Origin of the sequence: Salmonella sp. SAL03688, from assembly GCF_046551895.1 — a bacterium.
GTDB classification, from domain to species: Bacteria; Pseudomonadota; Gammaproteobacteria; order Enterobacterales; family Enterobacteriaceae; genus Salmonella; species Salmonella enterica.
Genome location: NZ_JBGDVI010000010.1, coordinates 120,213 through 133,890 on the forward strand (window position 1 = coordinate 120,213; position 13,678 = coordinate 133,890).

General features: G+C 49.9%; 11 protein-coding genes, 1 tRNA gene and 1 pseudogene. 3 read left to right on the forward strand and 10 right to left on the reverse strand.

Features of this window, described 5'->3' with window-relative positions:
* Positions 1-175: 175 nt before the first annotated feature.
* Positions 176-1,591 carry an MFS transporter gene (locus ACLJR2_RS12435; RefSeq protein WP_001534558.1) on the reverse strand — a complete coding sequence of 472 codons (1,416 nt, stop codon included), beginning with the start codon at positions 1,589-1,591 and terminating at the stop codon, positions 176-178.
* A 105-nt stretch (positions 1,592-1,696) separates the two neighbouring features.
* Between ACLJR2_RS12435 and ACLJR2_RS12440 the strand changes: the two genes are divergently transcribed.
* Positions 1,697-2,569 carry a helix-turn-helix transcriptional regulator gene (locus tag ACLJR2_RS12440; RefSeq protein WP_000610756.1) on the forward strand — a complete coding sequence of 291 codons (873 nt, stop codon included), beginning with the start codon at positions 1,697-1,699 and terminating at the stop codon, positions 2,567-2,569.
* A 319-nt stretch (positions 2,570-2,888) separates the two neighbouring features.
* On the forward strand, positions 2,889-3,647 hold the full coding sequence (locus ACLJR2_RS12445; RefSeq protein ID WP_000113733.1) for a DeoR/GlpR family DNA-binding transcription regulator: 759 nt from the start codon (positions 2,889-2,891) through the stop codon (positions 3,645-3,647).
* Positions 3,648-3,685: 38 nt separating this feature from the next.
* On the opposite strand, the gene ACLJR2_RS12450 is transcribed toward ACLJR2_RS12445, so the two are convergent.
* The gene (locus ACLJR2_RS12450) at positions 3,686-4,333 is read right to left on the reverse strand and encodes an HAD-IA family hydrolase (RefSeq protein WP_000717815.1); all 648 of its coding nucleotides are present in this window, start codon (positions 4,331-4,333) and stop codon (positions 3,686-3,688) included.
* 249 nt (positions 4,334-4,582) lie between these two features.
* Positions 4,583-5,020, reverse strand: a complete 438-nt coding sequence (locus ACLJR2_RS12455; protein ID WP_001534527.1) for a PTS sugar transporter subunit IIA — start codon at positions 5,018-5,020, stop codon at positions 4,583-4,585.
* 318 nt (positions 5,021-5,338) lie between these two features.
* Here ACLJR2_RS12455 and ACLJR2_RS12460 point away from each other — a divergent pair.
* Positions 5,339-5,629: pseudogene (locus tag ACLJR2_RS12460) on the forward strand (integrase domain-containing protein); the annotation flags it as partial.
* A 595-nt stretch (positions 5,630-6,224) separates the two neighbouring features.
* On the opposite strand, the gene ACLJR2_RS12465 reads toward ACLJR2_RS12460, so the two are convergent.
* From ACLJR2_RS12465 to aspA, 7 genes are all read right to left on the reverse strand, one after another.
* The gene (locus tag ACLJR2_RS12465) at positions 6,225-7,487 is read right to left on the reverse strand and encodes a tyrosine-type recombinase/integrase (protein ID WP_000954543.1); all 1,263 of its coding nucleotides are present in this window, start codon (positions 7,485-7,487) and stop codon (positions 6,225-6,227) included.
* A 161-nt stretch (positions 7,488-7,648) separates the two neighbouring features.
* A tRNA-Phe gene (locus ACLJR2_RS12470) sits at positions 7,649-7,724 on the reverse strand.
* Positions 7,725-7,839: 115 nt separating this feature from the next.
* The gene (locus ACLJR2_RS12475) at positions 7,840-8,415 is read right to left on the reverse strand and encodes a transcriptional regulator (RefSeq protein ID WP_001188509.1); all 576 of its coding nucleotides are present in this window, start codon (positions 8,413-8,415) and stop codon (positions 7,840-7,842) included.
* Positions 8,416-8,451: 36 nt separating this feature from the next.
* Complete coding sequence (locus tag ACLJR2_RS12480) at positions 8,452-10,155, reverse strand: protein-disulfide reductase DsbD (RefSeq protein ID WP_000068884.1); 1,704 nt, start codon at positions 10,153-10,155, stop codon at positions 8,452-8,454.
* Complete coding sequence (cutA, locus tag ACLJR2_RS12485; protein WP_000887832.1) at positions 10,131-10,478, reverse strand: divalent cation tolerance protein CutA; 348 nt, start codon at positions 10,476-10,478, stop codon at positions 10,131-10,133. The genes ACLJR2_RS12480 and cutA overlap by 25 nt, the downstream gene beginning before the upstream one ends.
* Before the next feature lie 120 nt (positions 10,479-10,598).
* On the reverse strand, positions 10,599-11,900 hold the full coding sequence (gene dcuA, locus ACLJR2_RS12490) for an anaerobic C4-dicarboxylate transporter DcuA (protein WP_000637595.1): 1,302 nt from the start codon (positions 11,898-11,900) through the stop codon (positions 10,599-10,601).
* A gap of 114 nt (positions 11,901-12,014) precedes the next feature.
* Complete coding sequence (gene aspA, locus ACLJR2_RS12495; RefSeq protein ID WP_000069440.1) at positions 12,015-13,451, reverse strand: aspartate ammonia-lyase; 1,437 nt, start codon at positions 13,449-13,451, stop codon at positions 12,015-12,017.
* Positions 13,452-13,678 lie beyond the last annotated feature (227 nt).

Consider the following 13,678-nt stretch of genomic DNA (forward strand, 5'->3'; position numbering starts at 1 on the left):
CTGAAATATCCCGGAAAACCATCATGATAGTTCCATGAGAATAATAAAAATAATTGTAGCATAGCCTGCGGATTAACATTGAGGCCTGTTCAGTATTGGACTTACTGCCCAGACCTCCGTTCTCAGATTTTAATTTCCCTTACTATGGTTTTATTCCGTCAGTCCAATGATGTATTTAACCAGGAACCGCGACGACTGTACGGCGAGAAAATAGTGTTACCACCATAAGCGTCAGCATCATGATAATTTCCACTGTTAAAAAGCCTGTCATGGCCTGCGGATAGTTACCGTGGTTGCCTGCTAAAAAATACAGGAATACGCCGCCGGGCAATACCGGCCCAATCCCCATACTGGCCTGAAGTATCGTGCTGAGAACGGCGCTCCCTGCGCCTGCGTCACCTGCCGGAATGTTGCGTATACCGATACGATAAAAGCTGTTTACGATAAACGCCTGGCCGGTGCAGATAGTCGATGTGGCAATCGACAGGGCCAGCATTCCCGTATGACTGCCCAGAATATGTAACATAATGATAAGTATGAGCAGACCCGTGATTTGAATACTCAACCCTGCCAGCAAGATTGTCCGTTGTTGATAACGGGTTGTGAGCCTGGGGACATACAGCGCGGCGATAAAATAGGCCACGCCTGAGGCAATAAAGCTGTCGCCAGCCTGCTGTGGCACCATACCGAGGCCGCTTTGCATCATCAGCGCCATGCAAAACAGGAATCCTGACCAGGCGCTGAAAAACAACAGTCCGGCCAGAATACTGAAACTCACCCCCGGAAGTTGCAGCAGTCGCGGTGGCAGCAGAGGTTGTCTTTCCTGAAGCTGCTGGCGTAGGGCATTGCGGTACATGCCATAAAGCAGCGGTAAGACGGCCAGCAGCATTAGTTGCATTACCCACGGCCAGTGGAGCTCTGGCCCCAGCGAGATGGAAAACAGCAGGCAACCCAGTGCCAGAGCCAGTAATCCAGCGCCCTGCCAGTCAATCCGTGAGGGTGTATCACTGCGTGTTTCCGGGATATAGCGGCGGCCGAATAGCAGCACAATCAGGCACACGGGGATGTTGATAAAAAACGCGTTGCGCCAGCCAAGGCCTGCGATATCGGCTGACACCAGCCAGCCGCCACCCATCTGCCCGATGATAAAAGCGATGCCACCAATGCCGCCAACCAGGCTGATGGCGCGCACATGCGCCGCACCTTCCAGAGTGATGTGCACTGTGGCAAGGATTTGCGGAATAATCAGTGCCGCGCCTGCTCCCTGTACGACCCGGGCAATCAGCAACTGGTTAACGGTTTGTGCCAGTCCGCATGCCAGTGATGCGCCGCCAAATATGGCCACCCCGATAAGAAACAACCGACGACGACCTGCGTTGTCGCCCAGCCGGCTGCTAGGTGCCAGGAAGATGGCCAGCGCAACACTGTACAGTGCCACAATAAGTTCAAGTTGCGTGACGCTGGCGTTCAGTGAACGGGTTATTGAATCCAGTGCGACGTTCGTAATAGAGGTATCGATGGACGGCATCAACTGACCGGCAAGTAAAAGCGTGAGTCCTGCCCGACCGGGTGACGAGGGGGATTTCATCATTCTGCTCCGTTGTATGGTGAGAGAAACCGTCGTAGTATCGGAGCAATAATAACCGGGTACCAGTTTTTGCTTATACTGGTACTGGCGCTACCAGGTGAAGCCATTATGATAAACAGTGAGCCGCAATTTCAGACGCAGGAAGAGAACCGTAAAGCGCTGGGTGCTTTCCTGCGTAACCGCCGTGAAAGTCTTGAACCGCAGCATCTGGGGCTGCCTCCGGCCGGACGCCGACGCACGGCCGGGTTGCGACGAGAAGAAGTGGCGATGCTGGCGGACATTGGTGTCACCTGGTATACATGGCTGGAGCAGGGCAGAGATATCAGGCCATCAGCCAGAACCATCAATGCTATTGCTGACGTGTTGCAGTGTTCGCCTGCCGAAACCCGTCATCTTTTTTTATTATCCGGGCTGGTGCCGGAAGAGACAGCGGAGGCAAAGGCCTGTGAATCGGTCAGCCCTGAGGCTCGTTGTCTGCTGGATGCACTGATGCCGCAGCCAGCCTGTCTGCAGATGCCAAATTTTGACCTGGTCGGTTATAACCGCAGCTTTTGCCATTTAGTGGGCGTGGATCTGGATTTGCTTGCCCCGGAGGATCGTAACTGTATTTATCTCTGGCTGACCAGTACGACATGGCGTGGTCGCCACGTATGCACAGAGGATATTGTATTGCAGAATTTTGTGGCGTATTTCCGGGCCGGGATGGTGGAGCATCGGGGTGAGTCACGCTGGGAGGCTCTGCTTACCCGCTTTTTTGCCGCTTCGCCGGAGTTTGAGATGCTATGGCACCAGCTCCACGACGTTGGCACGATTGAGAACCGGCGGAAAACGTTTGTCCATCCGCGGCTGGGGCAATTTAGTCTGCAACAAATGTACTGGTATTCCGCGCCACGCAATGGGGCCCGACTGCTGGTTTATTTGCCGGTAGATGAGGCAGGGGAACGTGCGCTTGCCAGTCTGGCCCAGGAAATAGTGCTATAAGATGGAATATGATAAAAAAGTGCTACTTTCAGGGATTGCTTCTGGGCATGGCACAAATTATCAGCGTCTCACCTGAACACTGGCGCAGATGCTGATTTATGAACCCGTCCGGGGAAATCCTGCCAGCTCAGGGTAAACGGGTGTTGTTCTGGGCAAAAACTTCAGACTACCGGATGGTATTTCTCGCTGAACCCCGTATCTGAAGGAGATAGCGCAGATATGATGTTACGTAAAAAGTTGAGAAAATTACCACTTGTGTGATGCATAGCAACGCCTTTTTTAATATATTAGAAATATAATAATTGAAGGGAAATAGTATATGGCAAGGCCCGTTGATATAGAACGTCGAAATAAAATTATTAATATTGTGCTCGCTAATGGACGGGCAACAATAAGTGAACTTGCGAAAATGTTTAATGTTTCAACAGAGACGATCCGTAAGGATGTCGCAGATCTGAGCGAGAAAAAAATACTCCAGAAGGGACATGGAATTGTTCTTCCTGCCAGTAGTTATACTGAAAATCCACTTCCTTATAAAATATCGAAAAATGCGGACGCGAAATCAAAGATCGCAAATTACGCCGCTTCCCTGATAACGGGTAAAAAGACAATTTTTATTGATACTGGAACTACTGTGCTTCAATTGGCAAATGTTCTTAATATGTTTGAGGGGCTGACTATCATCACGAATTCTATGATGGCTGCTAATGCTCTGTCAGACAGTAAAAATGAGCTTCTGGTTACAGGCGGAGAGTTACGCCCCAGGAGTTACTCCTATGTTGGTGCATGGACGCTGCGAGCCTTACGCCAGAGTAAAATTGATATTGCATTTATGGGATGTGATGGTTTTCATCGGGACGGGCCAACTGTGGGTTCGTACAGAGAACTTGAAGCGAAAGAAATCGTTCTTGAGAATGCTGATGAATCTATTTTACTGGCCGATACGTCCAAAATTTCTATGCAAGGGCTGTATTGCTACTGTTCGTTCAGTGATCTGGATAGAGTTATTTTTGAACGAGATTTAACTGTTTCAGAAAGAGAATATATATCTGCTCCCGTTAAAGCAAACCCATCCTGAAAGGATGGGTTTGAATGTATTTTCAGTATGTTATTGTTTTAATGAGGGACGAAAATTGTGATAAGATCATCTTTAATAGCAATGCTAATATTTTTATAGTCATCAAGATGAGTTGAAATATTATCAGAAAACGAATGACCTGTTGTTCCTATCGAAATAACGGACATTCCCGCTGCAATAGCTGATCTTATCCCCGAGTCAGCATCCTCAAAAACAAGGCAGTTATCTGGATTAACCCCTAATCGGCTGGCTGCCTTAAGGTATGGCTCAGGATCCGGTTTGCCACGGGATACATCCTCTGCGGTGATCATTATATTCGGTACTGGTATTCCTGCCCCCATAAGGCTACGCATGGATACGGTTTTTACACCAGACGTCACAATAGCAACCTTATTCATCGGTATTTTTTTCAGTACATCAATAACGCCAGGAATGGGGCTGACATGGCTCAACGCCTCCATTGCCAGAAATTCAATTTCATCAATGCATTTCTGATTATAAAAATACGGTGAGATAAGTTTCAGTGTTTCGCTTACCGTTCTGCCATGAATAACCGAAAGAACATAGTTAACATCGATATGATTTTTTTCTGCCCAGTACGTCCATAAGCGCTCAATGCATGAGCCTGAATCAACCAGCGTACCATCAAGATCGAATAAAACTGCTTTACATTCAATTTTCTTCATAAACACCTCAAAATGAAATGACAGGAATACGAAAAGGGAAAAAATGGTTAAAATTAGTATTGTTTTCCATTATTTTCTCTATGAAAGTATGCTGGATGAAGGTTTTCATTATATCCGTAGTGGTTAATCTACCCTCTGTTTTTAACTTTCCGGAAATGCCAATAGTTTTGGAGAGCATAATATTAACAAAAGTCACTGCTCATAGGACTGCCCCTCTCTATTGGGAAATTTTATATGACACGTTGTTAGCTATATTGTATCATCAAAAATTTCGTTATCTCCTTCATATGTTTTTACATTCACAGCATGAATTGCATTTTTACCGTACTGCTGAGCCTTGAGTGTCAGAAGCTGAATATCAGTTTCATTATTTTCGTAAAGCATTAATGAAACTAACATAGTCAGATTAACGCCGATGATAATCTGGCTGTTGTTGTATTCACGAAGAAACTGACTGGCAATAAATTGATGACAACTATTTTCCCCTGCGATTAGAAACAGAATTCCATGTTGTGCATTGAGTCTGAGGATAGCTGCTTTATAACGCCCTAAAAGTTCATCCAGGCTTTCGCCATTGTGAAAATCTATTGCAGATATGTTACCCACATGCCCCACAGTATCTTCAGCAACATGCAGCAGCTCTTTTGCAACCAGTCCATTTGAAGCAACTACGATAGCGATTTTCATAAACCCTCCTGAACATCAGACAGTTGACTGATTCGGGTGTACGCCAATGTCTTGGCGTTTACACAGTGATGCTATCTTTGTATTGCAACTAAATCAACTTAATTAAATTGGTTTTAGTTGTGAATTAAATGAAAAAGCATCTTAAGATCAAAGACTGTGAAAGCTTATAACAAGCACAATAAGGTGCCTTCGTTGGTTGACGACAAACTTGCCAGCGAGAGACCCAATCGTCTGAGAGATGGCTGTCACTGGGGCTTTATGGTTTTTGCCCCTCGACTAACAGAAGCGATCTTTTCCGCCCACATTTAGCGAATGCGGATCCTGTATACTGATGCAGGCAGAAAAGCTCGGGCTAATGGGATAGCTGTGGCAGAAAGTATCGATAAACCCGACCTGAAAACGGCCATGAAATACTGGCACAGCCAGGCGTCGCGAATTGGATTAACCGGAGCATACTCCCCGCATTCGCTGCGCTATGCTTGGGCACAGGATGCGATTTGTCATTATCTGGCGCAGGAATTCAGTAAGAAAGAAGCGCTGGCACAGACGGCAATGGATCTGGGGCATGGTGATGGGCGTGGGCGTTATGTCGCGCAGGTCTATGAGTGAAAAGGGGATGACTATTAATAATGCGGTATCCATCGTTTTCTGGCGAGAAAATTTCTACGTAGAAATTTTTTGCCCCATTTCCTCTTGATTCAGGACTATTCATCGGTTTAATCAATCAAATCTGTACTCCTGGAAATGAGTTATCCATTATCGGGATCCTCATTTTTAGATGTAGTTTTTACTATCCATCGCTGATGAAAAAAATGATGCGTGTTGAGTGATATTGATAGGTAATTGCCTGAAAATATTCTACCGGAATAATTTGAGGTATTTACCTTTTGACTGATGCAGGAATAATTGGTGGTAGCTATTGCTGTCACAGCGGCTTCTGTTCTGTTGTCTGGTAGGGAAAAGACCAAAAGGTGAAAGGGTAAGGGGTTTTAAGGGTAACAGACCTTGCCCTGAAAAGGCCGAAAACCAAAAGGCCGGGGCTGGTGCAGTTCAGTGATACCGATCCATCGGCAGAACCTTAAATTATTACCGCGGTAATAATTTAAGGTTCTGCCTTTCAATGGCGATGACTTGATGCTGTCTCTAAAAAGCCACCCGCGTCAAGACCAGGTAGCTTTATTTTCTGTGAGTGACGTCGCCGTTATTATGACGCCTGCCTGCATTGCCGGGCATAGATATAGGGCGCAACATACCCCTCGCGGCTGACATCCAGATAATCCGACCACCACTGCATCATTTCCATGCGGGCTTCCAGATGCTCGGCTTTATGCACATAGGCTGCCCGCACACCGTTGCGTTCTTTATGGCTCATCTGCCGCTCGATGGCATCTTTTGACCACAGCGCAGACTCGTTCAGGGCACTACAGGCCATCGTGCGAAAACCGTGACCGCAGACTTCGGTTTTGGTGTCGTAGCCAATCACCCGCAGCGCCTTGTTGATGGTGTTTTCACTCATCGGTTTATCCAGCGAATGGGCACCCGGAAAAACAAAGACTGCTCCACCCGAAATATTTTTAATCTGCTCCAGCAGGGCAACCGCCTGCACTGACAGCGGCACCAGGTGCTCATCTTTCATCTTTGAACCGCGCTCCGAGAACCGCACACCTTTCACCGCTTCGCGTTGTGCTGGCACTGTCCAGATGCGGGCTTTCAGGTTGAACTCATCCCAGCGGGCCAGACGCAGTTCGCTGGAGCGGAGGAAGACATGCAGATTCAGCTCCAGCGCCAGCCGTGTCAGCTCCCGGCCTTTGTAGCTGTCGATTTTCTCCAGCAACTCAGGCAGGCGTTTCAGGGGCAGGGCGGGATGGTGACGGGTCACAACCGGGGTCACAACGTCGTCCAGGTCGAAGGCCGGGTTATAGCGGATAAGACCGCGCTGTACGGCATGACGCATGATTTTGGTCAGATGCTGACGTACCCGTCCGGCAACGTCATGTACGCCTTTATCATCAATGGCTTTAACAAGCTGGGCCAGATGCCGGGTTTCAATTTTGGTGATATCCATTGTGCCAACATCCGGAAAGACATAGCGCCTAAGGCAAATCAGGATTTTGTCCGCATGACCTTCTGACCAGCGAACAAGGTTATTCGTGTGCCATTCGGTGGCGATGAACTTAAAGGTCCGGGAATCGTCAACGGGGGATTTTTCAGTTTTGCGAAGCTGGGAAGGGCTGATATCGGATGCCAGCAGTTTTCTTGCTGCATCGCGTTTTTCGCGGGCTTCTGCCAGTGTAACCTGAGGGTAAGCGCCAAACGCCAGGCGGGACTCTTTACCGGCAAAGCGGTAGCGGAAATACCATAAGCGTGAACCGGTGGTGGAAACCATCAGGTACAGACCGTGTGTATCAGTCAGCTTGTAAGATTTATCAAGGGATTTTGCCGTACGGATGCGGGAATCAGTTAACATAATGGGTCACTCCGTTTATCGAACCGAATGACCCGCAATCTGACCCCAAATTTTGTCGGATGCGTACAGATAAACAGATACGCACCGAGACAGTTTTTTACGCTAACTCTCTGAATCTAAATACTTATAGAGACATCCTGAGAAGCATAAAAACAGAAAAGTGGTGCCCGGACTCGGAATCGAACCAAGGACACGGGGATTTTCAATCCCCTGCTCTACCGACTGAGCTATCCGGGCAACGGGGCGCATTAAACCGTAAAGGGGCGCGGTCGTCAACGGCTTTACACGAAAAAAGTGATAAAAGCGCGCTGACTGCCTGCTTTTCAGGCAAAATGCATAAAATCAGTACCCGTCAGGTGAGCGCGCCACCCTGACGGCACTGTGCAAAACGCAGAATATCTTCCGCCAACCGCTGAGCGGTATCTACATCAGCCTGACTGCGGTTGACCAGCATTCGGCTGAGACAACCTTCCAGCACCAGTTCCATCTGCCTTGCAACCATCGCCGGATCGTCAATTTCCAGCGTGGTCAGTAGCTCATGGGTAAAATCATGTGCCGCGCGTTTTTGTTGATTGGCCAGTTGGTGAATAGGATGGGTTGGGTCGGGATAAAACGTACAGGCGGCAATGAACAAGCAACCAGGATAACGGTTATTACTGACACATTCCGAAAGCGCGCTGTAGCGTGCCAGTAGCTTTTGTTCAGCAGAAAGCGTCTCATCAAGAAGAAGCTGGCGTCGCCAGATATCTACCTGCTGACTCAGATAACGTAGCGCGTCATATAAAATGGCTTCTTTATCTGGCCAGAAACGCTGTAATGTGTCGAGTGGGCGATTTACGCGCTCCGCCACCATTTCCAGCGTAGTATCGGCTATCCCTTGCGTCTCCAGTAATTTCAGGGCTTCTCCCAGAATATCTTCACGTTGCACGGTATTCTCCTCCGTCTTTGCTTTTGCAAGTGTCGCTCACGGTTGGCGATCGTGCAAATGCGCGCTAAAGGTGGCGGCGTCCATAAAGCCGGTGACTCGCGCTTGCGGCTGTTCCTGGCCTTGGGCATTAAAGAACAGAATGGTGGGCAGCCCGAGGACTTGCAGATGCTTTAACAGCGCGACATCCTGTGCATTATTAGCGGTGACGTTAGCCTGCAAGAGCACCGTGTCGCCGAGCGCCTGCTGGACCCGCGGATCGCTGAAGGTATACTTTTCAAACTCTTTACAGGCCACGCACCAGTCGGCGTAGAAATCCAGCATAACGGGCTTGCCTTTGGCCTGCGCCAGCGCCTGATTGAGTTCGTCCACGGTAGAAATAGCCGTGAAATTGAGGTGCGCTGGAGCTTGCGCGGATGGCGATCCGAACGCCCAATCCTGTAGAGGCCGCACGCTAATGAGCGCTGCCGCCAGCAGGATAATCTGTACGATACGCATCCACGCTCGTCTGGCCTGAAGGCTGGTGATAAAGGCCCAACCAAAGAAAGCGACGCCCAGCAGCGACCACAGACGTAAACCCCAAGCCTCGCCAATAATCCGCTCCAGTAAAAAGACCGGTAACGCGAGGATCACGAAACCAAAAGCGGTTTTAACATGCGCCATCCACGGGCCGCTTTTCGGTAGCAGACGGTTGCCAAACACGGTGACCAGCATTAGCGGCAGACCCATACCTAATGCATACAAATACAGCGTACCGCCGCCCAGCCACATGTTGCCGCTCTGAGCGATATAAAGCAGGATCGCGCTTAATGGCGCTGTGGTACAGGGCGAGCAAATTAATCCGGCAATCGCCCCCATAACAAAAACACCGCCGGGCGAGCCGCCTTGCTGACGATTACTCATTAATGTCAGCCGGGTTTGCAGTGAGGAGGGGAGCTGTAGTGTGAACAGGCCAAACATCGACAACGCAAGCAGGGTGAACACGATGGCAAGGCCGATTAACACATAAGGGTGCTGCAGCGCCGCCTGAAACTGTAATCCCGCCGCGGCGACGACCAGACCCAGTGCGGTATAGGTCAGCGCCATCCCTTGTACATAGATAAAGGCCAGCAGCAGTGCGCGCCCCGTCGACAAACGTTGCCTTCCCCCCAGGACAATACCGGAAATCAGCGGATACATGGGTAAAACGCAGGGCGTAAAGGCGATGCCTATGCCGATCAGCAGCGCCCAGAGCGCGGAAAAAGGTAGCTGGGCGGCGGGTTTTGACGTCTCACTCGTCTGGGTGACAGCAGGCGTCGGCGTGGCGTCTATTGCCGCGGCGACTTCACTTAGCGGCACCGTTTTCGTTTCCGGCGGATAACAGAATCCCGCATCGGCGCACCCCTGGTACGTTATCGTTAATGTCGCGCCAGCCGCCGCCTGGTTAACCGTTACCGGAACGTTTAGCCGCTTACGGTAGATTTCGCTTTTCCCGTAGAACTCATCTTCATGCCAGACGCCTGCCGGGAGTTGGACTGCGGCGATATCCGCTTTCGTCGGCGTGATACTGATTTGTTTACGGTAAAGGTAGTAACCCTCTTTTACCTGCCAGGAGAGGGTAAGATCGTGTTGATTTTGCTGAAAATCAAAAACAAACGCCCGGTCTGCCGGGACGAACTGCGAGCGACCCGGCGCGTCGAATAATCCGGCGAAGGCGGATGTGCTGCACAGCAGCAGGATCAGCGTAAAGATGCGTTGAGCCATGAGAGGTAATCAGTATCTCCGTGAGTAACAGGTAAAACCAGAAGTTCAGGCGTTTGATACGGGTGATGAGACTTCAGGCAGTCGATAAGCGCTTGCTGATGTGAAACGGTGGTTTTTAAGATCATTTGAACTTCATACTCCTGCTCCAGTTTGCCTTCCCAGTAGTACAGCGATGTCGCGCCGGGGAGGAGGGTGGCGCAGGCAGCCAGTTTTTCCGCCAGCACTTTGGCGGCCAGATCCTGGGCGGTAGCTTCATCCGGGGCGGTACAAAGCACCACAACGGCCTCGGGGATGGAAATATCCTGACTCTTAACATCAAGCATAAACACCTCGAAAGAACAAAAAGACCCGCAAGTGAACGGTCACTATACAACGGACGAGGGCAGGATGTTAGTCAAAGGGCGGGAGAATGCGGGGCGTGATACGCCCCGCGGGTGAAACACTTACAGCATAAAGCTGCCCAGCAGGAAGCCGAAGCAGACAGCCAGAACGACGCCCAGGGTGCCTGGGATGAAGAACGGGTGGTTAAAGACGAATTTACCGATACGGGTTGTACCGGTGTCATCCATCTGTACCGCCGCAACCAGAGTCGGGTAGGTCGGCAAAATGAACAGGCCGGAAACGGCGGCGAAGGAAGCGACTGCCGTCAGCGGAGAGACGTTCAGCGCCAGCGCCATCGGCATCAGCGCTTTCGCCGTTGCCGCCTGAGAGTAGAGCAGCGCGGAAGCAAAGAAGAAGATGACGGCCAGCAGCCACGGATGCCCCTGGATGACGCTACCCGCAGTGTCTTTGATCCAGTCGATGTTAGCGGATACGAAGGTATCGCCCAGCCACGCCACGCCCAGAATACAGATACAGGCGCTCATCCCTGCTTTAAAGGTACTGGAGTTGAGGATGGCGTCAGTTTCCACTTTACACAGGATGGTGGTCAGCGTTGCGACGCTCAACATGATGATCAAAATAGCGTTGGTGGTGTTCATCAGCGGTTTCTCAACCAGGCCGAGGCTCGGACTGTTGACAATCGCATAAACAACCACGCAGATAACGCCCAGCAGGAACAGCCAGACGGAATTTTTTGCCATTGGTTTGATTTCAATCTGCTTTTCACCACGCAGTTCAATCAGCCCTTCTTCCAGACGCTTGCGGTAAATCGGGTCGTCCGACAGTTTGGAGTTGAACAGCATCGTGACCAGGAAGGACATCACCAGCACCGCCAGCAGCGTAGAGGGGATAACCACGGACAGCAGGTGAATGTAGCTAATGCCATGACCTTCCATAACAGAAGACATATACACCACGGCCGCAGAAATCGGCGAGGCGGTAATCGCAATCTGCGCGGATACCACGGCGGTCGAGAGCGGACGGCAAGGTTTGATTCCCTGCTCCTTCGCGACTTCAGCAATAACCGGCAGCGTTGCCAGGGAAATGTTCCCGGTACCAGCAAAAATAGTCAGGAAATAGGTCACAATCGGTGCGAGGATAGTGATGTATTTCGGGTTCTTACGCAGCAGTTTTTCTGTCTGGTTTACCAAATAATCCAGACCGCCCGCGACCTGCATAGCAGAGATCGCGGCGATAACCGCCATGATGATGGAAATGACATCGAATGGAATTGTCCCTGGCTTCACGCCGATGGCGGCAAGTACCAGAACACCCAGCCCACCTGCGAATCCAATACCGATGCCCCCAAGTCTGGCACCCAAAAAGATTGCCAGCAAAACAATGATAAGTTCGACAACTATCATATTAGCCTTCCTTGTTGTTTAACAAGTTGATATTAAATTGTTGTTATTTGGTAACTTCTTGTAAGAAAAAAGGCACGTCATCGTGACGTGCCTCTTTGGTACTACCCTGTACGATTACTGTTCGCTTTCATCAGTATAACGTTTAGCTTTATAAGCCGGGTGCATCAAGTTCTGTACGGAGAAAATATCGTCCAGCTCGGCTTCCGTTAACAGGCCGCGCTCCAGCACAACTTCACGTACGCTCTTACCGGTTTCAGCACAGATTTTACCGACGATGTCGCCGTTGTGGTGGCCGATGAACGGGTTGAGGTAAGTGACGATACCGATGGAGTTATAAACGTACCCTTCGCACACTTCTTTATTCGCGGTAATGCCGTTAACGCATTTTTCCAGCAGGTTGTAGCACGCGTTGCTCAGAATGTGGATGGATTCGAACATCGCCTGACCGATAACCGGCTCCATAACGTTCAACTGCAACTGACCGGCTTCCGCCGCCATCGTAACGGTGGTGTCGTTACCGATGACTTTAAAGCATACCTGGTTTACGACTTCCGGTACTACCGGGTTCACTTTGGCTGGCATGATGGAAGAGCCCGCCTGCAGTTCCGGCAGGTTGATCTCGTTCAGGCCGGCACGAGGACCAGAAGAGAGCAAGCGCAGGTCGTTACAGATTTTGGACATCTTCACTGCCAGACGTTTCAGCGCGCTGTGAACCATAACATACGCGCCACAGTCAGATGTCGCCTCAATCAGATCTTCCGCCGGAACACAGGCGAAACCAGTGACTTCAGCCAGTTTTTTCACCGCCAGCGGAGAATATTCTTTCGGCGTGTTCAGACCGGTGCCGATTGCCGTTGCGCCAAGGTTGACTTCCAGCAGCAGCTCAGCAGTACGCTCGATGCTTTTCACTTCTTCTTTCAGCAGGATGCTGAACGCACGGAATTCTTGACCAAGCGTCATCGGTACGGCGTCCTGCAACTGGGTACGACCCATTTTCAGGATGTCCTGGAATTCAACCGCTTTACGTTCGAAACCTTCACGCAACTGGTTGATGGCATCGATCAGTTTGACAATAGAGGCGTAAACCGCTACACGGAAGCCTGTCGGATAGGCGTCGTTAGTGGATTGACATTTATTCACGTGGTCGTTCGGGTTCAGGTACTGATATTCACCTTTCTGATGACCCATCAGTTCCAGCCCGATGTTGGCCAGCACTTCGTTGGTATTCATGTTGACGGAAGTGCCCGCGCCGCCCTGGTAGACATCTACCGGGAACTGGTCCATGCACTTACCGTTGTTAAGGACTTCATCACATGCGGCAATGATGGCGTTCGCCACACTCTTAGGAATGGTTTGCAGCTCTTTGTTGGCCAGCGCCGCCGCTTTTTTTACCATAACCATGCCACGCACAAATTCAGGGATGTCGCTGATTTTGTTATTGCTAATGTAGAAGTTTTCAATCGCTCTCAGAGTGTGAACACCATAGTAGGCTTCAGCTGGAACTTCCCTGGTACCCAACAGATCTTCTTCGATACGAATGTTGTTTGACATGTGAACCTTCTTTTTCAAGCTGCCAATGATTTTTACTTTAAAACACACAGGATATATGTGATTTCGAATGTTTTCTGACCGACGATTATCCCCTCCATCGGCCTGATAAACGAGATCATATGCTGGTTCAGAATTCCTACCGTAATCTGGATCACTTAAAGTGTGGGAATTTACCCCTTATTTATTATTTTGTGAAATAGGTCACCGCTTTAGTATTACTACCTAAA

Excerpts from the sequence above, each read along its gene's own strand:
- ACLJR2_RS12455 (WP_001534527.1), bottom strand. The coding sequence starts at position 5,020 with ATGAAAATCGCTATCGTAGTTGCTTCAAATGGACTGGTTGCAAAAGAG.
- aspA (WP_000069440.1), bottom strand. The coding sequence starts at position 13,451 with ATGTCAAACAACATTCGTATCGAAGAAGATCTGTTGGGTACCAGGGAA.
- ACLJR2_RS12450 (WP_000717815.1), bottom strand. The coding sequence starts at position 4,333 with ATGAAGAAAATTGAATGTAAAGCAGTTTTATTCGATCTTGATGGTACG.
- ACLJR2_RS12465 (WP_000954543.1), bottom strand. The coding sequence starts at position 7,487 with ATGTTAACTGATTCCCGCATCCGTACGGCAAAATCCCTTGATAAATCT.
- dcuA (WP_000637595.1), bottom strand. The coding sequence starts at position 11,900 with ATGATAGTTGTCGAACTTATCATTGTTTTGCTGGCAATCTTTTTGGGT.
- ACLJR2_RS12480 (WP_000068884.1), bottom strand. The coding sequence starts at position 10,155 with ATGGCTCAACGCATCTTTACGCTGATCCTGCTGCTGTGCAGCACATCC.
- ACLJR2_RS12435 (WP_001534558.1), bottom strand. The coding sequence starts at position 1,591 with ATGATGAAATCCCCCTCGTCACCCGGTCGGGCAGGACTCACGCTTTTA.
- cutA (WP_000887832.1), bottom strand. The coding sequence starts at position 10,478 with ATGCTTGATGTTAAGAGTCAGGATATTTCCATCCCCGAGGCCGTTGTG.
- ACLJR2_RS12440 (WP_000610756.1), top strand. The coding sequence starts at position 1,697 with ATGATAAACAGTGAGCCGCAATTTCAGACGCAGGAAGAGAACCGTAAA.
- ACLJR2_RS12445 (WP_000113733.1), top strand. The coding sequence starts at position 2,889 with ATGGCAAGGCCCGTTGATATAGAACGTCGAAATAAAATTATTAATATT.